Origin of the sequence: Nonomuraea sp. NPDC050663 (assembly GCF_044456985.1) — a bacterium.
Classification (GTDB): domain Bacteria; phylum Actinomycetota; class Actinomycetes; order Streptosporangiales; family Streptosporangiaceae; genus Nonomuraea.
Window position 1 is genome coordinate 24,015 of the sequence record NZ_JBITGL010000006.1, and the last position, 24,323, is coordinate 48,337.

Below are 24,323 nucleotides of genomic sequence, written 5' to 3' on the forward strand. Positions count from 1 at the left end.
TGGGGGCCGACCCGGTTTGCGGCGGTTTGAGCCTCTAGCAAAAGGTCTTGCGGCAGCTGGGGTGCTGTAAGGCTATCCCCAACGGAGAGTCACGACTCCAGGTCGTCCGACTCCGCGCCCTCCGTGCTGTCACGCTGCGCCTTGGCGGCGGCCTTCTCGGCCTTCGCCTCGGCCTTCTTCTTGTGCGGACCGATCAACATGATCATGTTTCGGCCGTCCTGCTTGGGCTGGGACTCCACGTAGCCGAGCTCCGTGACATCCTCCGCCAGCTTCTGCAGGAGCCGGAAGCCCAGCTCGGGACGCGACTGCTCACGTCCGCGGAACATGATCGTGACTCTGACCTTGTCCCCCGCCTTGAGGAACCGCACCACGTGACCCTTCTTGGTCTCGTAGTCGTGCGGGTCGATCTTCGGCCGGAGCTTGATCTCCTTGATGATCGTGTGCGCCTGATTCTTGCGCGCCTCGCGCGCCTTCATCGCGGACTCGTACTTGAACTTGCCGTAGTCCATGAGCTTGCACACGGGCGGTCGAGCCGTGGCCGCGACCTCGACGAGGTCGAGATCCGCCTCCTGAGCGAGCTTCAGGGCGTCGTGAATGGACACGATGCCGACCTGCTCACCGTTGGGGCCGACGAGGCGAACCTCGGGCACACGGATGCGCTCGTTGATGCGGGGCTCAGTGCTGATGGGGCCTCCTAGGTTTGCGATCCCTACGCGCTCGTCTCGTGGAGGCCTTCCGGAAAACCGAAAAGCCCCGCACGTCGCGCATGCGGGGCCACTGAATCCATTCGCATGGATTCCCCGGAGTGAAGTCCGGCGTGATCCTGGACCCGGCCGCCTCACGGCGACTCAGGTGGGAGGGAGACCTCCGCTTGCGCGTCTGGCAGGCGTGCCAGACCGATCGACGAGCTACGTTACCACAACCACGAACGCTTGCCGAATCATCCCGCGACCGTGGATCGTCCGCGCAGGAATTCAGAGACCTGCGCGCCTGGCGATCTCGGCCTCGCCCGCCGCCCGCATCGCCTCCACCGGCACGTCGGCGTGTCCCGTCATCAGCTCCACCTGGCGCACCGCCTGGTGCAGCAGCATCTCGAACCCGCCGACCACCGTGCCGCCCGCCCGCAGGACGGCCTGCGCGGCCGAGGTCGGCCACGGCGAATAGACGACGTCGAACAGCGCGGGCACCCCCCGCAGGCTCGGGGCGAACACGTCGGCGGCCCCGCCCGGCAGGGTGGAGATCACGAGGTCGACGTCGAGCAGCGCCTCGAGCTTGTCGAACTGCTCCACGCGCAGCGCCACGCCGAGCCGCTCGGCCACGGCCGCCGTCTCGCCGGCCCGCGAGCGGTCGCGCACCACCAGCGTCGCCGCACCCAGGCCGAGGTTGCGCAGCGCGGCCAGGGCCGAGGCGGCGGTGGCCCCGCCGCCCAGCACCAGGGCGCCGGAGGGAGCGGGCACACCCGCCTCGGCCAGGGCGCGCTCGATGCCGTAGACGTCGGTGTTGTCGCCGTGGGCGGCGCCGTCGCGGAAGACGACGGTGTTGGCGCCCCCCACCTCGACGGCCAGCGCGGAGACGGTGTCGACGAGCGGCAGCACGGCCCGCTTGAGCGGCATCGTCAGCGACAGGCCCGCCCAGGGACCGCCGGGCGGCAGGCCGGGCACCGGCTCGCCGGACCCGATGGCCGCCAGCAGCGCCGGCAGCCTGGCCTCGTCGCACTCGGCCGCGCCGTAGCGCCACCCGTCGAGCCCCATCGCGGCGTAGGCCGCCCGATGCAGGTAAGGCGAGAGGGAGTGCTTGATCGGCGACCCCAGAACCGCGGCCCGCTTGTCCACCAACACCCTCCCGGCACGCCCGACTCGACGCACCGAGAGTACTACTAGCTGTTGGCGTTCAGTTTGCGCTCGAGCTCCCTGAACTCCTCGATCGTCTCGGCGAACTCCGTGACGTTGCTGTTGGGGTCGGTCGCCGCGAAGTAGATCCACTTGCCGGGCTCGGGGTTGAGCGCGGCGTGCAGGGCGTCCTCGCCCGGGTTGGAGATCGGCCCGATCGGCAGCCCGTCGACGTAGTAGGTGTTGTACTTCGAGGTCGACTTGGTGTCGGCGTGCGAGGCGCGCGTGCCGTACTTGTTGAGCCCGTACATCGTGGTGCTGTCCATCTGCAGCTGCATCGGCAGCTTCAGGCGGTTGTAGATGACGCGGGCGATCTTCGCCATGTCCTCGTGGCGGCCGGCCTCGGCCTGGACGATGCTGGCGATGATGACGATCTCGTTGGGCTTGTAGCCGAGCTTCTTGGCGCCCGCCTCGAGCTCGACCTTCTCGGCGGCCTCGTTGAAGCGGGTGACCATCTTGCCGAGCATGTCGGTCGGCGTGTCCTTGGGCTGGAACTCGTAGGTGGCGGGGAAGGCGTAGCCCTCCAGCCCCTTGGCGTAGGCGGGCAGGCCCAGCTGCTCCAGGTCCTTGGCCGCCGTCTGGAACTCCTTGGCGGGCCGTCCGGTCTTCTTCGCCAGCTCCTCGATGATCTTGCTGAGCCGCAGGCCTTCCTTGACGAGCACGGTGTCGGTCACCTTGTTGTCGGCGTCGAGCATCGCGACCGCGTCGGCGGCCGACATCTGCTTGCGCATCTTGTAGGTGCCGGGCTGCAGGGAGGCGCTCTTGCCGACGCTCTCGATGGCGTTGGAGAAGGCGCGCGCGCTCTTGACCACGCCGAGCCGTACGAGCTCGTCGGCGACCTCGGCCGCGCTCTGGCCGTCCTTGATCTCGAGGGTCACCTCACCGGTGCCCTGGCCGGTGTAGTCGTCGGGGACCATGGCCTCGCGGATGGCCATGTAGCCGTAGTATCCGCCGCCGCCGACGATGCCGGCCAGCACGATGAAGGCGAGCAGCGGCGCGAGGAAGCGCCCGCGCCGGGTACGCCGGCGTCGGCGGCGGGCGGCCCGCCTGCCGCGGGGCTCGCTGCCGAGCATCGTGTCGAAGTCGAGATCGTTCATAGGTGCGCTCGCCAATCTCCCGGTCTGTCCGGGCCGGCGTCAAGGGGATGCGCCAAACCGGTGGGGGTAACCGGGCTGAACGTGGGGGTTCGCCAGACTCGTCGAGATGACCAGCGATTATCACTCAGAGTAGCCATGTTAGGCGACGCCGGGAGCCCGCAGGCCCCGTCGGGGAATCGGGGCCCGGCGATCAGCGATCCCGGTCGGCCCATCAGTCCTTCCCGAGGTTTTCGTTCAGCTCTTCCCGGTATCTCACGAACACGCTCTCTTTGTCAGTGAATTTCGTGATTCTATGCGCCGGATCCGTGGTCACAAACCAGAACCAATCCCCCTCGGCAGGGGACAGAGCGGCATTCAGCGCCTTCTCCCCCGGGTTGGAGATCGGGCCCGGCGGCAGGCCCGGGCGCAGGTAGGTGTTGTACGGCGAACGCACCCGGGTGTCACTGTCCAGCACCCTCAGCGTGTAGCGCCCCTGGGCGTAGAGCACCGTCGTGTCGAGCTGCAGCGGGGTGCCCGCTTCGAGGCGGTTGTAGATGACCCGGGCGATCTTGGGGTAGTCGGCGTCGCGTCCCCCCTCGGCCTGCACGATGCTGGCCACCGTGAGCACCTCCAGCGGTCTGAGTCCCAGAGCCGCTGCCCGCTCGGGCAGCCTCAAATCCGCCGCCGCCGTACGGAACCTGTCGACCATGGCCTTGACCAGGCCCTTGGCCGTCGTGCCCGGCTCCACGTCGTAGGTGGCGGGGAAGAGCACGCCCTCCAGCGACTTGCCGTACGGCGGGGCCACGCCGCTCTTCTGGAAGTCCTTCAGCGGCAGGCCCGTCGCCTTGGCCAGGGTGTCGATGACCTCCGTCAGGCGCATGCCCTCGCGCACGGTGACACGCTTGACGACCTTGGAGTCCTTCGACAGCAGCAGGTCGAGCGCCGCGACCGCGGCCATGCCCTGGCGCAGCCGGTAGTGGCCGGGATGGAGGCTCTCGGCCTTGCCCTTCTCCAGGGCCACGTCGGTGAAGGACCGCGCGCTGGCGACCACACCGGCGTCGGCCAGCCGCTCGCCGACGTCGGAAGCCGAGGCGCCGGGCGGGATGTGCACCGTCACCGCACCCCCGCCGCCGCCCTCGAAGTCGGCGGGCGAGACGTACGGCCTGGCGACCAGGAAACCCGCGCCCCCGAGCAGGGCGACGGAGATACCGGCCCCGACCAGGACGGCCCTGCCCTTGCCGATCTTCGGCTTGGGCGGCGCCGGATCGGTCACCAGCAACTCGTCGAGCGCCACGTCCTCACCCTCGGCCGGCACCCGCCCGCCGCCCGCGCCCACCTTGCCGACGGGCACGCCACCGTGGGCCGCCGCACCCACGCCCCCGCCCACGTCGGCGTCGGCGTCGGCGTCGGCGTCGGCGTCGGCGTCGGCGTCGGCGTCGGCGTCGGCGTCGGCGTCGGCGTCGGAAGAGGTGACATCGGAGGAGGTCCCGTCGCCGGTGGAGCCGTCGCCGGGGTTGGCGTCGCTAGAGGTCCCGCCGCCGGAGAAGCCGTCACCGGGAGTGGCGTCGCGAGAGGCGCCGCCCCCGAAGGTGGCGCTCCCGGAGGCGGCATCCCCGGAGCCGTCCCCAGAGGGGTCCTCACCCAAAGAGCCGTCGCCACTGGAGCGCGCGGCGTCGTGGGCGCGTGCGCTTGCGTTGGTGTCGTGGGAGGTGTGGCCCTCGGGCGTCAGGTCGTCGTCGGCGGGCCGCTCAGACATCGGCGGCACCGCCGTCCGCCCCGGAGGGCGGATCGACGGGTTTGCCTGGTGGTTGACCGGTGGCGCGCTCGCGATCGAGCGCGTCCTGCAGGATGACGACCGCGGCCGCCTGGTCGATCACGGCCCGCTGGTTCTTCGCCTTGCGCCCGCTGGCCCGCAGGCCCGCGGCCGCGGCGACGGTGCTCATGCGCTCGTCGAAGAGCCTGACGGGCACGGGGGCCAGGCGCGCCGCCAGCGCCTCGGCGAATTCGCGCGCGAGCGCTGCGGCCTGCCCTTCACGCCCCGACAGGGACGTGGGCAGCCCCACGACGACCTCGACGGCCGACAGTTCGTCGACGAGGGCGGCGAGCCGGTCGAGGTCGCCTCGCCCGCGTTTGACGGTCTCGACCGGGGTGGCCAGCAGTCCGGAAGGATCGCTGCGCGCCACCCCGACACGGACCGACCCGACGTCGACGCCGAGCCTGGTGCCTTGACGCATCTCCGCAGGCTCAGCCGAGCTGTCCTGCGATGGTGTCGCCCACCTGTCGCAGAGCGTCGTCAATGGACTCGACCCGAGTCCCCCCGCCCTGCGCGACGTCGTCCTTGCCGCCACCGCCACCCCCAAGTGCCTTGGCGGCGACGCCGACCAGCTGCCCAGCCTTGAGCCCGCGCGCGCGTCCCGCCTCGTTGACCGCGGCAACCACGACCGGCCTGTCGCTGGGGGCTCCGGCGATCACGACGACCGCCGCGCGGTCGGCCGGGAACCTGCCGCGCACATCAAGCGCGAGCTTACGCAGGTCGTCGGGGCTGGTGCCATCAGGCGCGCGGTGCGTGACGACGGAGACCCCGCCGAGGTCGCGGGCGGAGGCGGCCAGCTCGCCCGCGATGGCGAGCACCTGGGAGGAGCGCAGCTTCTCCAGGTCCTTCTCGGCGTTGCGCAGGCGGGTGACGATGCCCTCGATGCGCTCGGGAAGCTCCTCGCGGCGCGCCTTGAGCTGCTCGGTGAGCTGGGCGACCAGGACGGACTCCTTGGCCAGGAAGCGGAAGGCGTCGATGCCGACGAGGGCCTCGACGCGGCGCACGCCGGCGCCGACCGACTGCTCGCCGAGGATCTTGACGAGGCCGAGCTGGCCGGAGCTGTGCACGTGGGTGCCGCCGCACAGCTCGCGGGAGTAGTCGCCGATCTCGACGACGCGGACCTCATCGCCGTACTTCTCGCCGAACATGGCCAGCGCGCCCATCGCCCGCGCCTCCGACTGGGAGGTGTAGAAGGCGTTGACCTGCAGGTCGTTGATGAGGATGGCGTTGACCTCGTCTTCGGCGTCGCGCAGCACCGACGGCGAGACGGCGCCCGCGGCGGTGAAGTCGAAGCGGAAGCGGCCGGGAGAGTTTTCGGAGCCGGCCTGCGCGGCGCTCTCGCCCAGGTAGTTCTTGAACGCCCGGTGGACCATGTGGGTGGCGCTGTGGCTGCGGGAGATCGCGCGGCGGCGCTCGACGTCGACCTCGGCCTGGACCTCGTCGCCGAGCTTGATCGCGCCGCTGGCGACCTTGCCGCGGTGGACGACCAGCCCGGACAGCGGCGTCTGCACGTCGACGATCTCGACGACGCCGCCTGCCGTACGGATCACGCCCTGGTCGGCGAGCTGGCCGCCGCCCTCGGCGTAGAAGGGGGTGCGGCCCAGCACGATCTCGACGGAGGCGCCCGCGTCGGCGACGGGCACGCTCGCGCCGTCGACGAGGATGCCGATGACCGAGGATTCGGCGGTGGTGGTGTCGTAGCCGAGGAAGTCGACCTTGCCGGCCTTCTCCAGGAGCTGGCCGAAGACCGAGACGTCGGCGTTGCCGGTCTTCTTGGCCTTGGCGTCGGCCTTGGCGCGTTCGCGCTGCTCCTTCATGAGGCGGCGGAAGCCTTCTTCGTCGACCTTCAGCCCCTGCTCGGCGGCCATCTCCAGGGTGAGGTCGATGGGGAAGCCGTAGGTGTCGTGGAGCTGGAAGGCCTGGTCTCCGGTCAGGATGGTGCCGGACTTGCGCTTGGTCTCTTCGACGGCGACGTCGAAGATGGCGGTGCCGGTGCGCAGGGTGCCGAGGAAGGAGGCCTCCTCCGCGTCGATGACCGCGTGGATCTGCGGGGCGTCGGTCTTCAGCTCGGGGTAGATGTCGCCCATCGCCGCGATGGTGGTCGCGGTGAGGTCGTGCATGTAGCGCTCCTCGCCCGAGCCGAGCAGGCGCAGGTTGCGGATGGAGCGGCGCAGGATGCGGCGCAGGACGTAGCCGCGGCCCTCGTTGGAGGGGGCGACGCCGTCGGCGACCAGCATGGTGCCGGTGCGCACGTGGTCGGCGATGACGCGCAGGCTGGTGTCGGCGCGCTGGTCGCGGCCGTAGCGGGTCTTGGTCAGCTCGGCGGCGCGGTCGAGGACCTTGAAGGTGGTGTCGATCTCGTAGAGGTTGTCGACGCCCTGCAGGATCGTGGCCATGCGCTCGAGGCCCATGCCGGTGTCGATGTTCTTCGCCGGGAGCTCGCCCTCGACGTCGAAGTCGACCTTGGAGCGGACGGCCGACAGGGAGTACTGCATGAAGACGTTGTTCCAGACCTCGAGGTAGCGGTCCTCGTCGGCCACCGGTCCGCCGTCACGGCCGTGCTCGGGGCCACGGTCGTAGTAGATCTCCGAGCAGGGTCCGCCGGGGCCGGGCACGCCCATGTGCCAGTAGTTGTCGGCCAGGCCGCGGCGCTGGATGCGCTCGGAGGGCACGCCGACCTTGCGCCAGATCTCGATGGCCTCGTCGTCGTTCTCGAAGACGGTGACCCAGAGCTTCTCTTCGGGGAAGCCGAAGCCGCCGTCGGACTCGGACCTGGTCAGGAGCTCCCAGGCGAAGGGGATCGCCTGCTCCTTGAAGTAGTCGCCGATGGAGAAGTTGCCGAGCATCTGGAAGAAGGTGCCGTGGCGGGTGGTCTTGCCGACCTCTTCGATGTCTCCGGTGCGGACACACTTCTGCACGCTGGCCAGCCGGGACGCCGGAGGCGTGCGCTGCCCCAGGAAGTACGGCTTGAACGGGACCATGCCCGCGTTCACCAGCAGCAGCGTCGGGTCTTCGGCGATCAGGCTGGCCGAGGGCACGATCTTGTGCCCACGCTCCTCGAAGAAGCGCAGGAAGCGGCGTGCGATTTCTGCCGACTCCATGATTCGGCCATCCTTTTCGTAGTGGGTCAGTCTTCGAGCTTGAGCTGGGCCCGAAGTTCGGTTTCGCGCACGGCGGCTTCGTCGAGCGCGTACGCGGTCAAGTCTCTCACCTGGCCGACCATGCTCGCGGCACGATCGGCCGTGCGGCGGGCGACGTGCTGGGGGTGCAGGGCCTGGAGCTTGCGCATCACCCAGACCGCCAGTCCGGCGCCCAGCGACATGTAGAAGAGTCTGCGGATCATCGCCGGGTGATCGCCTTCCGGCCCCTCAGGGCGGCGGAGATGCCGTGGAGCAGGGCGGAGAGCTTGACCAGCGGCCCCACGAGGAAGGTCTGCATGATCAGGCTCAGCTTGGCGGCCTGGCCGCTGACCTGCTTGACGTCCTTGGTGATCGCCTCGACGGCGGCCAGCTGGCGGTTGGTCTCGTTGACCGTGACAGAGGCGTCGTCGAGCAGCGGCATGACCCGGTCGCTCAGGTCGGAGACCATCTTGGTCGTCCTGGTGAGCAGCCGGGCGAGCTTGACCAGCACCATGGCCAGAAAGCAGACCAGGACAGCCCAGAACACGGCGACGACCAGGCCGGCGACCTCTCCGGCGGTAAGCATCAGCGCATCCGTCCCTGTAGGCGGCTAGGAGTTCACGACCCTATCGCGTCGCCTGGTCACGAGTTCCACTTCGAATCCCGCGTCGTTCTCCAAATACGCCGCGTGATAGTCAGGACCTCCCGCGTAGGGGTGGCGGTCGGCGAACATGAGCCGCCAGCCGTGCGCGAGCGCCTCGTCGGCGAGCACCTCGGCGTCGTCGCAGTGGAAGGCCAGGTGGTTGAGCCCGGGCCGCATGCGGTCGTACGGCTCGCGGGTCATGGCGGGCGAGGTCTCGAAGACGAGGTAGGTGTCGCCGTGCAGGTAGGACACGCCGCCTTCGAAGCGCTGGTACTCGGTGTAGCCCAGGCGTGTGAGCAGCCATTCCCAGCTCGCGTCGAGCGACGGGACCCAGATCTCGACGTGGTGCAGCATCATTCGCCCCTCAGGAAGGCGCGGATCCTGGCCCAGCGCTCGGCGATCGGTTTCTCGGCGCCGTGGGTGGTCGGCTCGTAGTAGCGCCGGTCGAGGAGTTCGGCGGGCGCGTAGTCCTGCCGGACGAGGCCGTGGTCGAAGTCGTGGGGGTACTTGTAGCCCTCGCCGTGGCCGAGCTTGGCGGCGCCGGGGTAGTGCGCGTCGCGCAGGTGGCCGGGCACCTGGCCGATGAGGCCTTTGCGCACGTCGGACTGGGCGGCCCCGATGGCCTTGACGACGGCGTTGGACTTGGGCGCGGTGGCGCAGTGGATGACCGCGTGGGCCAGGTTGATGCCCGCCTCGGGCAGGCCGATGAGCTGGACCGCCTGGGCCGCGGCCACGGCGGTCTGGAGGCAGGTGGGGTCGGCCAGGCCGACGTCTTCGGAGGCGAAGATGACGACGCGGCGGGCGATGAAGCGGGGGTCCTCGCCTGCCTCGATCATGCGGGCCAGGTAGTGGAGCGCGGCGTCGGCGTCGGAGCCGCGCATCGACTTGATGAAGGCGCTGATGACGTCGTAGTGCTGGTCGCCCTGGCGGTCGTAGCGCACGGCCGCCTTGTCGACGGCCTTCTCGACGACCTCGACGGTGATGTCGTCGGCCAGGAGGGCGGCGGCCTCGAGGTAGGTGAGCGAGCGGCGGGCGTCGCCGCCGGCGAGCCGTACGAGATGTTCGAGGGCGTCGTCGGACAGGGTGGCCCGGCCGCCGAGGCCGCGCTCGTCGGTGACCGCGCGCTTCAGCACGGCTCTGATGTCGTCGTCGGACAGCGACTCGAGGGTCAGCAGGAGCGAGCGCGACAGCAGCGGCGAGATGACCGAGAAGAAGGGGTTCTCCGTGGTGGCGCCGATGAAGGTGACCCAGCGGTTCTCGACGGCGGGCAGCAGGGCGTCCTGCTGGGCCTTGTTGAAGCGGTGCACCTCGTCGACGAACAGCACGGTCTGGCGGCCGGACATGCCCAGCTCGCGGCGGGCGTTCTCGATGGCGGCCCGCACGTCCTTGACGCCCGCCGAGACGGCCGAGATCTCCACGAAGCGGCGTTTGGTGACCCCGGCGACGACGTAGGCGAGGGTGGTCTTGCCGGTGCCGGGCGGTCCCCACAGGAACAGCGACATCGGCGCCTCGCTCTCGACCAGCCTGCGCAGCGGGGTGCCGGGGCCGAGCAGGTGGCGCTGGCCCATCACCTCGTCGAGGGAGCGGGGCCGCATGCGCACCGCCAGCGGCTGCGGAGTGGCCTCCTCAGCCGCCGAATCGAACAGACTATCCACAAGCGGAGACTACAGGCCCCAGACCGCCTGCGCCCCCGAGTCACCGGCCCGGAACACGTAGTAGCCGGCCACGGCGGCCAGCACGACCGTCGTCACGGACAGGATGGTCTTCGGCACCCCCTTGGGCACGAACACCATGGCCAGCGCCGAGACGGCCAGCCCGATCGTGGAGTACAGCAGGGGGTTGGCGAAGCTCTCGTGGGCCGCGATCTTGGTCGCCAGGTCGCCCTGGACACTCTCGAAGCGGGCCTGCTTGAGGGCCAGCCCGCTCTGCCGGGCGGCGAAGACGGCGCCGGGTGCCAGCACCGCCAGCGCCACCACCGCCCAGCCGGTGGCGGGCTGGAAACGGGGCAGCACGGCGTAGACCACGCCCATGAGGGCGAGCAGGGGGGTGAAGACGACGGCGGCGTGGATGATCAGGGGATGGGCGGGCAGACCGAGGATCTCGTCGAACATGGGCACACTCCGTTCTCACTGCTTCTACGGATCCCGTTGCGGTCCGGTTCCCGTCACAGTGTTTACATTCCGTCACTTACGTCCAGCACATATCAACTACCGGTAGCATTCGCGGAGTTGTTTGGTCATCTCTTGGCAAACCTGGAGGAATGCGGTGAGCGGCGAGGACCGCCTGAGCCAGCTGGCGCAGGAGCACAAGGAACGGCAGCAGCAGCGTGAGGCCGGCAAGGGCAACGGCAAGCGCAACGCCGTCATCGGTGCGATCGTGGCCCTGGCCGTCGTGGGTGGCGGCGTGACCGCGTACGCGCTGACCAACGACGGTAGCAGCGGGAGCACGAGCGCCGCCCAGGCCCCGGTCACCCCGACCCCCGAGGCCAGCGAGTCGCTCCCACTCGGGGCGACGACGGAGCCGTCGGCCGCGCCTTCGCCCTCGGCCCTGACGTGGCCGGTGTCCTGCACGTACACCAAGGACACCAGCGGCGTGCCGCAGAAGTTCGTGGGCATGCCGCCCGCGAAGGCGAACGTCAAGGCGCTCGACAAGCTGACGATCACCACCAACCGCGGCGCCCTGGAGATCCAGATGGATCCCGAGCTGACGCCGTGCTCGGTCAACTCCATGGCCTTCCTGGCCAAGAAGAACTTCTACGCGGGCAACAAGTGCCACCGCCTGGTCGGCCTCCAGCAGGCCGGTGTGGCGCTGCTGCAGTGCGGCGACCCGACGGCCAAGGCCGACGGCAAGAACCCCACCGACGGCACCGGCACCGCCGGCTACTTCGTGCCCGACGAGGCCGTGGACGCCATGCCGTACACCCGGGGCGTGGTCTTCATGACCCAGCCGGAAGAGGGTACGGACATGAGCAGCAGCCAGTTCGCGATCTCGCTCGACGACGCCAACGGCGCGCTGCCCACCGGCTACACGCCGATCGGCATGGTCACCAAGGGCCTGGAGTGGGTCGACGCGGCGCTCAAGGAAGGCGTCATCGAGAACCCGCAGGACATCGGCGGCGACGGCGGATCGACCGCTCCGAAGAATCCGATCGTCATCGAGAAGGTCACCGTCACGAAGTAGCGTGCACTCTTGGAGTGTGACGTTACCTTTCGAGTTCTTCCTGTCCCCGGAGTTCAGCCGTGACCCCTACGGGGCCTACGCCGGGCTCCGGGCGCAAGGTCCGGTGCACGCGGTCGACTTCCCTCCCGGCAGCTCGGCCTTCGTGGTCGTCGACTACGAGCTCGGCCGCTCGCTCCTGACCGATCCGCGGGTCTCCAAGGACCTGGCCAACGGCCCCTCCTGGTTCGCCGAGGTGGTCACCTCGGGCAACCCGGTGCTGGCGCGCAACATGCTCAGCACCGACCCGCCCGACCACACCAGGCTGCGCAAGGCGGTCGGCAACGGCTTCACCCCGCGCCGGGTCGAGCTGATGCGCCCGCGTGTGCAGCAGATCGCCGACGAGCTGGCCGCCTCGCTCCCGGCCGACAGGGCCGACCTCATCGACTCCTTCGCCTTCCCGCTGCCGATCATCGTCATCTGCGAGCTGCTGGGCGTGGCCCACGCCGACCGCGACGACTTCCGCACCTGGACGGGCGACCTGCTGCAGCCCGCGATGGACGACGACGTCAAGGCGCGCCAGGCCGTCGCCAACGCCTCCTTGCGCGACTACTTCACCCGCACGATCGCCGAACGCCGCGCCGATCCCGCCGACGACCTGGTCAGCGCCCTGGCCACCGCGGGCGAGCTCACCGACCAGGAACTGCTGTCGACGCTCGTGCTGCTGCTCATCGCCGGACACGAGACCACGGTCAACCTCATCGGCAACGGCATGCTCGCCCTGCTGCGCGACCCCGGCCAGCTCGCGCTGCTGCGGGAGCGTCCCGAGCTGATGCCCAGGGCGGTCGAGGAGTTCCTGCGCTACGACGCCCCCGTCGAGCGGGCCACCTTCCGCTTCGCCGTCGAGGACCTGGACCTGGCGGGCACGCACGTGCCCAAGGGTTCCTTCGTGCACGTCTCGCTGGGCGCCGCCGCCCGCGACCCGGAGGCCTTCCCCGAGCCCGACCGGCTCGACCTGACCCGTGAGGACAACCGGCACCTGTCGTTCGGCCACGGGGTGCACTTCTGCCTGGGCGCTCCCCTGGCCCGCCTGGAGGGTCAGATCGCCTTCGAGACCCTGCTGCGCCACCGGCCGCACATCGAGCTCGACGTGCCCGACGAGGAGCTCTCGTGGCGTCTGAGTGGCGCCGTGGTGCGCGGCCTGGCGGGTCTGCCGGTCCGTTTCACTCCCACGCCAGCCTGAGCGCCGTCGAGACGTCCAGCGGCGAGCCGCCGCCCTGCGCCACGAGCAGGGCGGCGCCCTTGGGGTTGTCGGCGAAGACGGCGCGCCCCGCGCTCACCCAGGTGTTCCAGGCGGTGGAGAAGACGCGGGCCAGCCCCCCGTTGGCGGCCAGTGCCTCGGGGACGGCGTGGTAGACGACGGCGTTCGGCTCCGGTTCGCCCGCCATGAGGGCCAGCGCCTGCCGGGGTCCCGGCGTGACGATGTAGCGCGGGATGAGGTAGCGCGGGCGCACCGGCGGCGAGATCAGCTCGTCGAGCGAGCGGCTGAACAGCGCCGACTGGGCCGGGCGCACTCCGGCGAGCGTGACCTGGTAGGAGCCGCTGCCGTCGGGCTCCACCCGCACCGCCTCCGCGCCCCGGTCGGCCAGGTCGCATCGTCGCAGCGCGTCGGCCAGGGCGTAGGCCAGCTGGGCCAGGTCGAGCCGCTCCGCCACCTCCTCCAGCGCCATCCGTCCCAGGCGGGCGCGCCGCCACGAGCGCACCCGCCAGCCCGCGAAGGCGGCCAGGGGAAGGCCGGCCAGCAGCGCCCACCCCACGCCGGCCTCGGAGAGAACCCACGACGTACTGGCCAGTGCGCCCGTTGTCGCGGCGGCCACGTTCGTGGAGTTGTCATCGGGCCGTGGCTCGATGCCGCGCACGGCCGGCAGGAACGTGGGCGGCGCCCACCCGTCGGCCTCCGCGGCGGTCGGGCGAGCGGGGGTGACGCGCAGCACGTGGGTCAGCACGTCCTCGTACGGCGTGCCGATGCGCCACAGCTTGCGCACCCGCCTGCGGTCGCGTGCGCGCTCCAGCATGCTCACGTTCAGGGCGTCGAAGCCCGACTGCTCGGGCGGGCCGTACGGCGAGAGCACGGGGTGCACGTGCGCGACCCCCGCCATGATCGCCCCGTTGTCGGTGATGCCGAGATAGCCGTCGTGTTTGCGCACGAACCTGTCCCAGTCGGCCAGGCCCTTGGGGTGGGCGCGGCTGACGCAGACCACCGACCAGGTGTGCGCCACCTTGGCCGGCCAGGACGGGTCGAGGCGCAACGCCCTGCCCCTGGTCTGCACGACGGAGGTGGCGGTGGTCGCCTCCGACAGGTCCACCAGCGTGTTGACGGAGGCGGCGTCCCAGCCCTCGCCCAGCATCGCGCGGGTGCCGATGAGCACCTGCGTGCCGCCCTCCTGGAGGAAGCGGGTGGCCAGCGCCACCCACGTGCGGCTGGTCCACGAGCCGGTGATCTCCACGACGCCCTCGCCCACGACGGGGTGGAGCGACTCCTCGGAGCAGAAGGCCGCGAAGGCGCGGGCGGTCTCGGCGCCGGCGGCGACGGTCCTGCCGGTCACCAGCATCGGCGACAGCTGGGCCGTGCGCTTGTCGGCGACCAGCGTCTCCAGCACCAGGCGGGCGGAGCCGGCCTGCTCGTCGAGCGCGCCGGCCAGGCGGGCGGGCAGGGTGGCGGTGGCCCGCTCGTGGTCGCACACGACCAGGCCGCGCAGGCGCTCGCCGAGGTTGTCGTGCTCGGCGGCGAGGATCTCGGCCACGGCGTGGACCTTGGCCTCGCTGCGCGCCACGACGCGGTCGATCGGCGAGCGCCCGGCCCGCACGCCGCGGGCGGTGAGCTGGTAGCCGACCGACGGCAGCGCCGCCCTGATGGCCTCCACGGCCGCCGCCTGGCCGCGCGGCCTCAGGCAGCGGCGCACGTAGTCGCCGATGAGGCAGATCCAGTCGTCGGCGGTGGGCGGCTGGCGGTGCTCCTCGCGGATCCTGGCGCCCTCGGGCAGCGGCAGCAGGCCCGCGCAGTGGAAGCGCAGGCCCGCCTGGGCCAGCTCGGGCTCCTGGCGTTCCAGCCTGGCCCACGGCAGAGCGTCCTGCCGTCCCTCGACCTCGCGCCTGACCAGCCGCCGTTCCAGCCACTCCAGGAAGGGCACGTCGGCGAAGCCGGGGTCGAGCAGGTCGGTGGTCAGCTCGGTGAACCGCTCCGCCTCCGCGGCCAGCCAGTCCTGCTCGCGCGGCGTCGGCTCGGTCAGCCAGGCGAGCTCGGCGTAGGGGGCCAGGCGCGCGTCGCGGACCACGGCCGGGATGGACGGGCCCTGGATCACCGGCCCGAACAGTCGCCCGACCAGCTCGGCCTGGACGGCGGTGAGCCGGTCGGGAGGGGTCGCGGTCAGCCCGATCACCCGGGCTCGCGGCAGCAGTTCGAGCACCTCGGCCAGCAGCTCGCCCCAGGTGTCGAGCAGGTGATGGCACTCGTCGAGCAGGAGGGTGAGGTCTCCGGCGGCCTGGAGCGCGGCCACCAGTTCGCGGCCGCGCGGACGCAGCCGTACCAGGTGGGAGCGCTCGCCGCCCTCCTCGGCGACCTCGGCCTCCGGGTCGAAGCTGGCCAGCGCCTGGTAGGTCAGGACCGTCAGCGGGGCGCTCAGCGCCACGTCGGAGCCCGCCGTGCCGCCGAAGCGGTTCCATTCGCGCATCCACTGGCCCTGGATCGCGGTGTTGGGACCGAACGCCACGGCCGGCTCGCCCAGCCGCCGCGCGGCCTCCAGCCCGGTGAGCGTCTTGCCCGCGCCCGGCGGCAGGACGACCCACGCCCTGCGCCGCCCGTCCGCGAACGCGGACTCGATGGAGGAAAGGGCGCGGATCTGGTGCTTGTGGAGCTCGTACGGCGGGCGCAGGTCCGCGAACATGGGGCAGATCGTACGGCAGGCGCCAACCCGTCTCATACCATCGGGGTCATGCTCGATCGCGTAGGCGGCTACCGGCTCGAGTCAGTGCTGGGACACGGCGGTCAGGGCACCGTCTACCTGGGGCGCTCCCCCGACGGCACCCCGGTCGCCGTCAAGGTGCTCCATCCTCACCTGATCGCCGACGACGACGCGCGCGAGCGGTTCGTCCAGGAGGCGGCGGCGGCGCGGCGGGTCGAGGAGTTCTCCACCGCCCGGGTCCTGGAGGCCGGCGCCGAGGGCGATCAGCCGTACGTCGTCAGCGAGTACGTGCCGGGCGAGTCGCTGCAGCAGCTCGTCGCGCGCGACGGGCCGCGCGACGCGGGCGGGCTGCGGCGGCTGGCGATCGGCACCGCGGCGGCGCTGGCGGCGATCCACCGCGCGGGGATCGTGCACCGCGACTTCAAGCCCTCCAACGTGCTGCTCGGCCCCGACGGTCCCCGGGTGATCGACTTCGGCATCGCGAAGGCGATCGACGCGACGGCGACCAGCGGGCTGGTGGGCACGCCCGCGTACATGGCGCCCGAGCAGGTCGCCGGCGAGGGGGCGGGAGCGCCGGCCGACGTGTTCGCGTGGGGGCTGACGATGCTGTTCGCCGCGACCGGGCGGGCGGTGTTCGGGGGTGACGGCGTGCCCGCGGTGTTCCACCGGGTGCTGCATCACCAGCCCGACCTGTCGGCGTTGCCGCCGCCGTTACGCGGCGTGGTGGGCGCGTGCCTGGCCAAGCGGCCCGAGCTGCGGCCGACGGCGCAGGAGGTGGCGCACGAGCTGCTGGGGGCCGCGCAGGCCGGGGAGGCCCGGGAGCCCCTGCCTCCGTTGCTCGTGGGCGAGCCGATCGCCTTGGTGGCGAGGACCGGTCTGGCGCTGGCCGCGGTTCCGCTCGTCCTGGTGTTGTCGACCGCCCTGACCGCGGCGACCGTTCTGGCCGCCGTGACCTCCCGCCTGGGTTCGGCGGTCTGGCTCCTGCAGACGGCGGCCATGGCGCTGCCGCTCCTGCTGGCGGGGCTGGTCTTCCGTCGCGAGCGGCCGGTGCTCGGCTGGGCGCTGCTCGGCTCGCTGGCGCTGCCGATGGCGACGGAGGTGATCTCCCAGGTCACCACGACGGCGCTGGACATGATCGCGCCGATCGCCGTGCTCCAGCTCGACCTGGCCGGAAACGGCTTGTGTCATCTGCTGGCGGCCGGCCTGTTCTGGAGCCGCTCCCGGCCCTTCGCGCTGGCGACCGCGCTGCTGGGACTGATCCACGCCGGAGCCGCGGCCGCCTGGCTCGCCGGGGCCATGTCGGCGCCCATCGTCTACGGCACGCTCCTCGCGCTCGCCGTCTGGGCGCTGTGGCTCGCCGCGCGTTTCCGCGTGGTGTTCCGGCGGGAGCCCTGAGGCCCCCGCCGGGACGACCGGTTACTCCTTGGGCTTGGCGTCGACGCCGGCCTCCTTGCGCTGCTCCACCGTGATGGGGGTGGGCGCGCCGGTGAGCGGGTCGAAACCGGAGGCGGTCTTCGGGAAGGCGATCACGTCGCGGATCGACTCGCCGTCGGACAGCAGCGCGCAGAGGCGGTCGAAGCCGAAGGCGATGCCGCCGTGCGGGGGCGGGCCGTACTTGAACGCCTCGAGCAGGAAGCCGAACTTGCTCTCGGCCTCCTGCTTGGAGATGCCCAGCACGTCGAAGACCCGCTGTTGCATCTCGGCGCGGTGGATACGGATCGAGCCGCCGCCGATCTCGTTGCCGTTGCAGACCATGTCGTAGGCGTAGGCCAGCGCCTCGCCCGGATGGTCCTGGAAGGTGTCGGACCACTCCGGCTTGGGGCCGGTGAACGGGTGGTGGACCGCGGTCCAGCCGCCCTCGCCGTCCTCCTCGAACATGGGGGCGTCGACGACCCAGAGGAACGACCACTGCGACTCGTCGATCAGGCCGCAGCGACGGCCGATCTCGAGGCGGGCCGCGCCGAGCAGGTCGCGCGAGGCGGACCTGGCGCCGGCGGCGAAGAAGATCGCGTCGCCGGGCCGGGCGCCGGTGCGCGCCGCGAGGCCGGACAGCTCGCACTCGGAGAGGTTCTTGGCGACCGGGCCGCCGAGCGTGCCGTCCTCCTGGACCAGCACGTAGGCCAGGCCCTTGGCGCCGCGCGACTTGGCCCACTCCTGCCAGCCGTCGAGCTCCTTGCGGGTCTGCGAGGCGCCGCCCGGCATGACGACCGCGCCGACGTAGTCGGCCTGGAAGACGCGGAAGGTGGTGCCCGAGAAGTAGTCGGTCATCTCGACGAGCTCCTGGCCGAAGCGCAGGTCGGGCTTGTCGGAGCCGTAGCGGGCCATCGCGTCGGCGTAGGTCATGCGCGGCATCGGCGTGGGGATCTCGTAGCCGATCGTCTCCTTCCAGAGACGGCTGACGAGCTTCTCGCCGACCGCGATGACGTCTTCCTGGTCGACGAAGGACATCTCGATGTCGATCTGCGTGAACTCCGGCTGCCGGTCGGCGCGCAGATCCTCGTCGCGGTAGCACTTGGCCAGCTGGTAGTAGCGCTCGAGGCCGGCCACCTGCAGCAGCTGCTTGAACAGCTGCGGCGACTGCGGCAGGGCGTACCAGTTGCCCGGCTGCAGGCGCACCGGCACCAGGAAGTCGCGCGCGCCCTCGGGGGTGGAACGGGTGAGGGTCGGCGTCTCGACGTAGACGAAGCCCTCCTCGTTCATGACCTCGTTGGTGAGGTAGGTGGCCTGGGAGCGGGTGCGCATGGCCTTGGCGAGCTTCTCGCGGCGGATGTCGAGGTAGCGGTACTTCAGCCGCGCCTCCTCCGACACGCCTGAGCCGCCCTCGATCGGGAAGGGCAGCGGCGCCGACTCGCTGAGCACCTCGACCTCGGTGGCGACGACCTCGATCTCGCCGGTGGGCAGGTCGGCGTTGGCGTTGCCCTCGGGGCGCACGCGCACCTCGCCGACGACCTTGACGCAGTACTCCGAGCGCAGGTCGTGGGAGGAGTCCTCCTCGCGGAAGACCACCTGCGCCGAGCCGGAGGCGTCACGCAGGTCGATGAAGACCACGCCACCGTGGTCGCGGCGGCGTGCCACCCAGCCCGCGAGTGTTACCTGCTGCCCGGCGTGCTCCTTACGGAGGCTGCCCGCCGTGTGCGTGCGGATCACTGCAACTTCCCCTTCAAGATCTCTACGACCTCGGCCAACGGCACCTCGGTCTGCTCTGCGGTGGTCAGGTCCTTCACCTGTACGGCCTGCGCCGCCAGGTCACGCTCGCCCAGGATCAGCGCGAAGCGCGCCCCCGAGCGGTCGGCGCCCTTCATGGCGCCCTTGACGCCCCGGCCGCCGAAGGCCATGTCGGTGCTGATGCCGGCGGTGCGCAGCTCCTCGACCAGCCGGAACATGCGCCTGCGTGCATCGGATCCCAGCGGGACACCGTACACCTGGACGCGCGCGTCGCTCTCATCGTCGAGCAGGCCCTCGGCCTCCATGGCCAGGATGGTGCGGTCGACGCCCAGAGCCCAGCCGACACTCGGGAGCGCGGGCCCGCCGAGCATCTCGCTGAGCCCGTCGTAGCGCCCGCCGCCGCCGATCGCGGCCTGCGAGCCCACGCCGCCGTGGACGAACTCGAAGGTGGTGCGGGTGTAGTAGTCGAGGCCGCGCACCAGCTTGGGGTCGTCGGTGAAGGGCACGCCCGAGTCGGTCAGCAGCTGGCGCACCTCCTCGTGGTAGGCCTTGCAGGCCTCGCACAGGTGGTCGACGACCAGCGGCGCGCCGGCGAGTTGCGCCTGGACCTCGGGGCGCCCGTCGTCGAGGACGCGCAGGGGGTTGATGTCGATGCGCGCCCTGGTGGCCTCGTCGAGGTCGAGCTTCTGCAGGAACTCGACCAGGACGGCGCGGTAGGCCGGGCGGCACTCCTTGTCGCCGAGGGAGTTGAGCAGCAGCGTCACGTCGCGCAGCCCGAGGTCGGCGTAGCCGCGCCAGGCCAGCACGATCAGCTCGGCGTCGAGCGCAGGGTCCTCGGCGCCCAGCGCCTCGGCTCCGACCTGCCAGAAGTGGCGGTATCGGCCCCGCTGGGCGCGCTCGTAGCGATACTGGCTGCCGGAGTACCAGAGCTTCACCGGGAGCCTGCCGTTGTGCAGGCTGTGCTGCAGCACGGCGCGCACGACGCTGGCGGTGCCCTCGGGGCGCAGGGTCAGCGAACGGCCGCCCTTGTCCTCGAAGGTGTACATCTCCTTGGTGACGACGTCGGTCGACTCGCCCACGCCGCGCTTGAACAGCTCGGTGTCCTCGAAGGTGGGCGTCTCGACGTAGCCGTAGCCCGCCTGCCGTACCGGGGCGACCAGGGCCTCGCGCACGGCGAGCACCCGCTCGGAACGGGGAGGCAGCCAGTCGAAGGTGCCCTTTGGTGCTTGGAAAGACATTCAGATTCCCTTTTTCGGAGCCGCGCCCGGCGCCGCCTCCCTCAGGAAGGGATTCGTGGCGCGCTCGCGGCCGACCGTGGTCTGTGGTCCGTGGCCCGGCAGGACGACCGTCTCGTCCGGAAGCGGCAACACCTTGGTCGCCAGGCTGTCCAGGATCGTCGGGTAGTCGCCTCCCGGGAGGTCAGTGCGGCCGATGGAGCCGGCGAACAGCAGGTCACCCGAGAACATGATCTTCTCACCGGGCAGACGGAAGCTCACCGACCCCCTGGTATGGCCGGGGGTGTGGTCCACGGTGAGCTCCAGCCCCGCCAGCTTCAGCACGGCGCCGTCGGTCAGCTCGCGCACGTCGTCGGGCTCGCTCAGGGTGAGGTCGCCGAAGATCGGCGTGCCGATGCTCTTGGTGGGGTCGCTGAGCATCTCGCGGTCGTCGGGGTGGATCCACGCCGGGATGCCGCGCGCGCCGCAGACCGGGGCGACCGACCAGACGTGGTCGAGGTGACCGTGGGTGAGCACGACCGCGACCGGCTTGAGGCGATGCTCCCTCAGCAGCTCATCGACACCCTCGACGGCGTCCTGACCGGGATCGACGATGACGCACTCCTGTCCCGGTCCCGGCGCTACGAGGTAGCAATTAGTCTGAAAGGCCCCTGCGGGGAAGCCTGCGATGAGCATCTGACGTCCAAAAAGCCAATGGGAATGTAACCGAAGGGTACCGGTGCGGCTCGCCGGGCTGCGAACCATTACCCATTGGCCGATACGATTCGCCCACCTCGATTTTCTAGCTAGGAGGCACACCGGTGGCCACGGGCAAGGACCGCCAGAAGCAGCTGGCGCGCGAGCACCACGAGCGGCAGATGCGCAGGCGCATCGAGCGCGAGCAGAAGGCCAAGAAGGTCGCGGTCATCGGATCCACGGTGGGCGTGGTCGTGGTCGTGGGCGGGATCGTGGCCGCCACGGCGCTGCTGGGCGGAGGCGACAGCGCCTCCGAGGCCGCCGCCGACCCCAGCGCCAGCGCCAGCGCCAGCGCGATGCCGACGACGAGCGAGACGGTCGCCGCCGGGCCGAAGGCCTTCGACGCCGCGACGGGCACCTGCGACTACGTCGCCGACGAGTCGAGCCCGGCCGTGAAGGACGTCGGCATGCCTCCGGCCAAGGTCGACGTCAAGAAGCTCCCCGGCAAGATGACGATCAAGACCAAGCAGGGCCCGATCGAGGTCAAGCTGGCCTCCGACAAGGCTCCCTGCACCGTCAACGCCCTGGCGTTCCTGGCCGAGAAGGGCTACTACGACGGCAGCAAGTGCCACCGGCTGGGCAACGACCAGTTCCCGATGCTGCAGTGCGGCGACGCGCTGGCCAAGGCCGACGGCAAGGGCGAGACCGACGGCGCGGGCAGCCCCGGCTTCCGCATGGCGGAGGAGAACCTGGAGGGCGCGACCTACAAGCGCGGCGTGCTGGCCATGGCCAAGGGCGGTCAGCCGGGCACGACGGGCAGCCAGTTCTTCTTGGTCTACGGAGACATCGGTCTTACCCCCGACTACACGGTTGTCGGTACGATCACCAAGGGCCTCGACATTCTGGACAAGGTCAACAAGGCGGGCGTCATCACACCCGGCCAGGACGGCACCGGCGCGCCCAAGGAAAGCGTCGAGTTCACAGACGTGACAACATCCTGAAGTATTAAGGGATAGGCGATGAATGTGCGGGAGGACACGGTGAGCACCGACCCGTGGGGCCGGGTAGACGAGGACGGCACCGTCTACGTGCGTACGGCTGATGGGGAGCGGGCCGTCGGCTCCTGGCAGGCCGGCGAGGCCGAGGAGGCTCTGGCGTACTTCCACCGCAAGTACGACGAGCTGGCCGGTCAGGTGCAGCTGCTCGAGCAGCGGGTCAAGGGCACCGACCTGTCTCCCGCCCAGGCCGAGTCGAGCATCGTCAAGTTGCGCGAGGCGGTCGCCGAGGCGCACGCCGTCGGCGACCTCGGCGCGCTGACCGGCCGTCTCGACGCGCTGACCGAGCTGGTCGGCAAGCGCCGCGAGGAGGTCAAGGCGGCGCGCGAGCAGGCGCGCACCGAGGCCAAGGCGGTCAAGGAGCGCATCGTCGACGAGGCCGAGCGCATCGCCGACGAGACGACCCATTGGAAGTCCGGCGGCGAGCGGCTGCGCCAGCTCGTCGAGGAGTGGAAGGCCGCCGAGCGCGCCGATCGCGTCACCGAGGCCGCCCTGTGGAAGCGCCTGTCGGCCGCCCGCACCGCGTTCGCCAAGCGGCGCAAGGCCTACTTCGCCGGGCTCGACCAGCAGCGTGAGGGTGTGCGCGCCACCAAGGAGCGCATCGTGGCCGAGGCCGAGGAACTGGCGGCCTCCACGGACTGGGGCGCCACCGCCTCGGCCTACCGCGAGCTCATGCAGCGCTGGAAGAGCGCGGGCCGGGCCTCGCGCGAGGTGGAGGACGACCTGTGGAACCGCTTCAAGGCGGCCCAGGACCAGTTCTTCCAGGCCCGTTCCGCGGTGTTCGCCGAGCGTGACGCCTCACTGGCGGCCAACGCCTCGGCGAAGGAGGAGCTGCTGGCCGAGGCCGAGAAGATCGTCCCCGTCTCCGACGCGCGCGGCTCCCGTGCGGCGCTGCGCGGCATCCTGGAGCGCTGGGAGGCGGTCGGACCGGTGCCGCGCGAGCAGCGCGACCGGCTCGAGGGCGGGCTGCGCAAGATCGACGACGCCGTGCGCAAGGCCGAGGAAGCGGAGTGGAAGCGCTCCAACCCCGAGGCCCGCGCCCGGGCCCAGTCGACGGTCGACCAGCTGCGCTCGTCGATCGCGCAGCTGGAGACGCGCCTGGCCAAGGCCCAGGCCGCCGGCCGCGCGAAGGACGTCAAGGAGGCCGAGGAGGCCATCGAGGCCCGTCGTTCGTGGCTGGAGGAGGCCGAGCGCACGCTCGCCGAGTTCAGCTGAGTTCTGGCCGAGAAGCCGGGTCACCCTTCGGGGGCCCGGCTTCCGTCATGCGCGGGCGCCTTTCCTGCGGCGGGCGGCCAGCACGCCGATGAGGATGCCGACCACGAGCGTGATGGCGAGAGTGATCCACATCGGCGCGGTGAACGTGATGAAGACCAGGTGGACCACCGAGTCCTGCCGGTTCTGCACGATGAAGACGATGATCAGCACCAGCAGCGCCAGGGCGATCCAGACGCGTGGCGGCCAGCTCCTGATCCTCGCGACGATGCCCTCCACGACATCCACCCCCTTTGATCACGCTATGTGATCACACCATAGCTCACCGCCCACGCGTCCCAGGCGCGCAGCCACCCGCGGGTGAGCCGGCCGCGCTCGGCCGACCACTCCCCCTCGGGCGCGGTCAGGGCCAGCAGCGGCTGGGCGGACTCGTGGGCGTGCACGGCCTCCCAGGCCTCCTGGGCGGGGCGGCTGGCCACGTCGGTGCGATGGGCCATCCACTCGACGGTCTCGCGCAGGGCCGCCGCGGCCAGGCGTTCGTCGTCGAACCAGGCCGCCTGCTCGGCGAGCCTGCGGGCCTGCTGGACCAGCGAGCGCACGGCGGCGCTGGCCTCGTCCTCGCTCTGGCCGCGCAGCTGCGCCTGCGTGGAGCGCACCAGCCGCCACAGGTTGCGCCAGCCCGGCCCCGGCGGCCTGCCGCGCAGCCTCGACTCGATGCGGTGCTCGACGTGCTCCTTGGCGGTGCGCGCCCGGCGCACAGCCAGGTCGGCCAGCATGAGGTAGGCGGCCGGGTAGGGGGTGGTCTTGCGGAGCTCGGCCTGCATCTGCTCCTGGACCTCGTGCCAGCGCGCGGCCCAGCGCCGGTTGCGCTCGCGGATCAGCGGCAGCGGGTCCGCCCTGGTCACCAGCTGCGGCGACTCGGGCAGCGGGCCGTATCCGGTCAGCGTCACCAGGGCGGCGGCGTCCTCGTCGTAGGGGGCCAGCAGCCGCAGCTTCCAGCTGGTGGCGCTCATGCGCCGCACCGCCTTGACCAGGCGGCCGTCGAGCAGCGCCTCCACCTCCTCGTCGGCGCTCCAGCCCGGCCAGTCGTAGGGCGGGAAGGCGTAGACGGGCGCGTCGGGGGCCTGCTCGATGCGGATCACCGCGTCGAGCTCGCCGTACACGATCTCGAGGTGACGCAGTTGCTCGTTGAAGTACTGGCACTCGCCCAGCCACGCGGGATGGTGGGAGTCGGCGAGCACCACGATGGGCAGAGCGGCGACCATGAGCGCCACTTCCAGCCGCTGACTCTCCAGGTGTTCGTCCGAGGCGGTCATCTCTTCA

At 71.0% G+C, this 24,323-nt stretch carries 22 protein-coding genes; 5 read left to right on the forward strand and 17 right to left on the reverse strand.

Annotation, left to right across the window (positions count from 1 at the left end):
- Positions 1–89: 89 nt before the first annotated feature.
- The 11 genes from infC to ACIBH1_RS20385 all read right to left on the reverse strand — a co-directional run bounded on the left by infC (position 90) and on the right by ACIBH1_RS20385 (position 10,651).
- Positions 90–686, reverse strand: coding sequence for a translation initiation factor IF-3 (gene infC, locus ACIBH1_RS20335; RefSeq protein WP_397315824.1), 597 nt, complete (start codon positions 684–686; stop codon positions 90–92).
- Positions 687–974: 288 nt separating this feature from the next.
- Complete coding sequence (locus ACIBH1_RS20340) at positions 975–1,835, reverse strand: shikimate dehydrogenase (RefSeq protein WP_397315825.1); 861 nt, start codon at positions 1,833–1,835, stop codon at positions 975–977.
- Between the two features lie 41 nt (positions 1,836–1,876).
- The gene (gene mltG, locus ACIBH1_RS20345) at positions 1,877–2,986 is read right to left on the reverse strand and encodes an endolytic transglycosylase MltG (protein WP_397315364.1); all 1,110 of its coding nucleotides are present in this window, start codon (positions 2,984–2,986) and stop codon (positions 1,877–1,879) included.
- 211 nt (positions 2,987–3,197) lie between these two features.
- Positions 3,198–4,721 carry an endolytic transglycosylase MltG gene (gene mltG, locus ACIBH1_RS20350; RefSeq protein WP_397315365.1) on the reverse strand — a complete coding sequence of 508 codons (1,524 nt, stop codon included), beginning with the start codon at positions 4,719–4,721 and terminating at the stop codon, positions 3,198–3,200.
- Positions 4,714–5,199, reverse strand: a complete 486-nt coding sequence (ruvX, locus tag ACIBH1_RS20355; RefSeq protein ID WP_397315366.1) for a Holliday junction resolvase RuvX — start codon at positions 5,197–5,199, stop codon at positions 4,714–4,716. The genes mltG (ACIBH1_RS20350) and ruvX overlap by 8 nt, the downstream gene beginning before the upstream one ends.
- Before the next feature lie 10 nt (positions 5,200–5,209).
- Complete coding sequence (gene alaS, locus ACIBH1_RS20360) at positions 5,210–7,879, reverse strand: alanine--tRNA ligase (RefSeq protein WP_397315367.1); 2,670 nt, start codon at positions 7,877–7,879, stop codon at positions 5,210–5,212.
- 26 nt (positions 7,880–7,905) lie between these two features.
- Positions 7,906–8,121, reverse strand: coding sequence for a hypothetical protein (locus tag ACIBH1_RS20365; protein ID WP_397315368.1), 216 nt, complete (start codon positions 8,119–8,121; stop codon positions 7,906–7,908).
- Positions 8,118–8,483, reverse strand: coding sequence for a DUF948 domain-containing protein (locus ACIBH1_RS20370; RefSeq protein WP_397315369.1), 366 nt, complete (start codon positions 8,481–8,483; stop codon positions 8,118–8,120). The genes ACIBH1_RS20365 and ACIBH1_RS20370 overlap by 4 nt, the downstream gene beginning before the upstream one ends.
- A gap of 24 nt (positions 8,484–8,507) precedes the next feature.
- On the reverse strand, positions 8,508–8,894 hold the full coding sequence (locus ACIBH1_RS20375) for a VOC family protein (RefSeq protein WP_397315370.1): 387 nt from the start codon (positions 8,892–8,894) through the stop codon (positions 8,508–8,510).
- The gene (locus ACIBH1_RS20380; RefSeq protein ID WP_397315826.1) at positions 8,894–10,135 is read right to left on the reverse strand and encodes a replication-associated recombination protein A; all 1,242 of its coding nucleotides are present in this window, start codon (positions 10,133–10,135) and stop codon (positions 8,894–8,896) included. The genes ACIBH1_RS20375 and ACIBH1_RS20380 overlap by 1 nt, the downstream gene beginning before the upstream one ends.
- Positions 10,136–10,204: 69 nt before the next feature.
- Positions 10,205–10,651, reverse strand: coding sequence for a DUF2231 domain-containing protein (locus tag ACIBH1_RS20385; protein WP_181613849.1), 447 nt, complete (start codon positions 10,649–10,651; stop codon positions 10,205–10,207).
- A gap of 154 nt (positions 10,652–10,805) precedes the next feature.
- Between ACIBH1_RS20385 and ACIBH1_RS20390 the strand changes: the two genes are divergently transcribed.
- Both ACIBH1_RS20390 and ACIBH1_RS20395 read left to right on the forward strand, forming a co-directional pair.
- Entirely contained in the window at positions 10,806–11,720 is a 915-nt protein-coding gene (locus tag ACIBH1_RS20390; RefSeq protein WP_397315371.1) for a peptidylprolyl isomerase, read from the forward strand.
- A 16-nt stretch (positions 11,721–11,736) separates the two neighbouring features.
- The gene (locus ACIBH1_RS20395; RefSeq protein ID WP_397315372.1) at positions 11,737–12,939 is read left to right on the forward strand and encodes a cytochrome P450; all 1,203 of its coding nucleotides are present in this window, start codon (positions 11,737–11,739) and stop codon (positions 12,937–12,939) included.
- On the opposite strand, the gene ACIBH1_RS20400 is transcribed toward ACIBH1_RS20395, so the two are convergent.
- Positions 12,920–15,640, reverse strand: a complete 2,721-nt coding sequence (locus ACIBH1_RS20400) for a DEAD/DEAH box helicase family protein (RefSeq protein ID WP_397315373.1) — start codon at positions 15,638–15,640, stop codon at positions 12,920–12,922. The two genes, ACIBH1_RS20395 and ACIBH1_RS20400, sit on opposite strands and share 20 nt — an antisense overlap.
- 48 nt (positions 15,641–15,688) lie before the next feature.
- Here ACIBH1_RS20400 and ACIBH1_RS20405 point away from each other — a divergent pair, with 48 nt between their 5' ends.
- Positions 15,689–17,053 (forward strand): serine/threonine-protein kinase, encoded by a 1,365-nt coding sequence (locus ACIBH1_RS20405; protein ID WP_397315374.1) that lies wholly within the window; start codon positions 15,689–15,691, stop codon positions 17,051–17,053.
- 21 nt (positions 17,054–17,074) lie between these two features.
- On the opposite strand, the gene aspS is transcribed toward ACIBH1_RS20405, so the two are convergent.
- The 3 genes from aspS to ACIBH1_RS20420 are packed head-to-tail and all read right to left on the reverse strand — an operon-like array spanning position 17,075 to position 20,733.
- Positions 17,075–18,805, reverse strand: a complete 1,731-nt coding sequence (aspS, locus tag ACIBH1_RS20410; protein ID WP_397315375.1) for an aspartate--tRNA ligase — start codon at positions 18,803–18,805, stop codon at positions 17,075–17,077.
- Positions 18,802–20,061, reverse strand: coding sequence for a histidine--tRNA ligase (gene hisS / locus ACIBH1_RS20415; RefSeq protein WP_397315376.1), 1,260 nt, complete (start codon positions 20,059–20,061; stop codon positions 18,802–18,804). Before hisS ends, aspS begins: the two co-directional genes overlap by 4 nt.
- Positions 20,062–20,733: an MBL fold metallo-hydrolase gene (locus ACIBH1_RS20420; RefSeq protein WP_397315377.1), complete on the reverse strand. Its 672-nt coding sequence runs from the start codon at positions 20,731–20,733 to the stop codon at positions 20,062–20,064.
- Positions 20,734–20,858: 125 nt separating this feature from the next.
- Between ACIBH1_RS20420 and ACIBH1_RS20425 the strand changes: the two genes are divergently transcribed.
- Complete coding sequence (locus tag ACIBH1_RS20425; protein WP_397315378.1) at positions 20,859–21,734, forward strand: peptidylprolyl isomerase; 876 nt, start codon at positions 20,859–20,861, stop codon at positions 21,732–21,734.
- 18 nt (positions 21,735–21,752) lie between these two features.
- Positions 21,753–23,003, forward strand: coding sequence for a DUF349 domain-containing protein (locus ACIBH1_RS20430; protein ID WP_397315379.1), 1,251 nt, complete (start codon positions 21,753–21,755; stop codon positions 23,001–23,003).
- Positions 23,004–23,048: 45 nt separating this feature from the next.
- On the opposite strand, the gene ACIBH1_RS20435 is transcribed toward ACIBH1_RS20430, so the two are convergent.
- Together ACIBH1_RS20435 and ACIBH1_RS20440 are read right to left on the reverse strand one after the other, a co-directional pair.
- On the reverse strand, positions 23,049–23,279 hold the full coding sequence (locus tag ACIBH1_RS20435) for a DUF1049 domain-containing protein (RefSeq protein WP_397315380.1): 231 nt from the start codon (positions 23,277–23,279) through the stop codon (positions 23,049–23,051).
- 23 nt (positions 23,280–23,302) lie between these two features.
- A complete protein-coding gene (locus ACIBH1_RS20440; RefSeq protein ID WP_397315381.1) occupies positions 23,303–24,316 on the reverse strand; it encodes a hypothetical protein in 1,014 nt (337 codons plus the stop codon).
- Between the last annotated feature and the right edge of the window lie 7 nt (positions 24,317–24,323).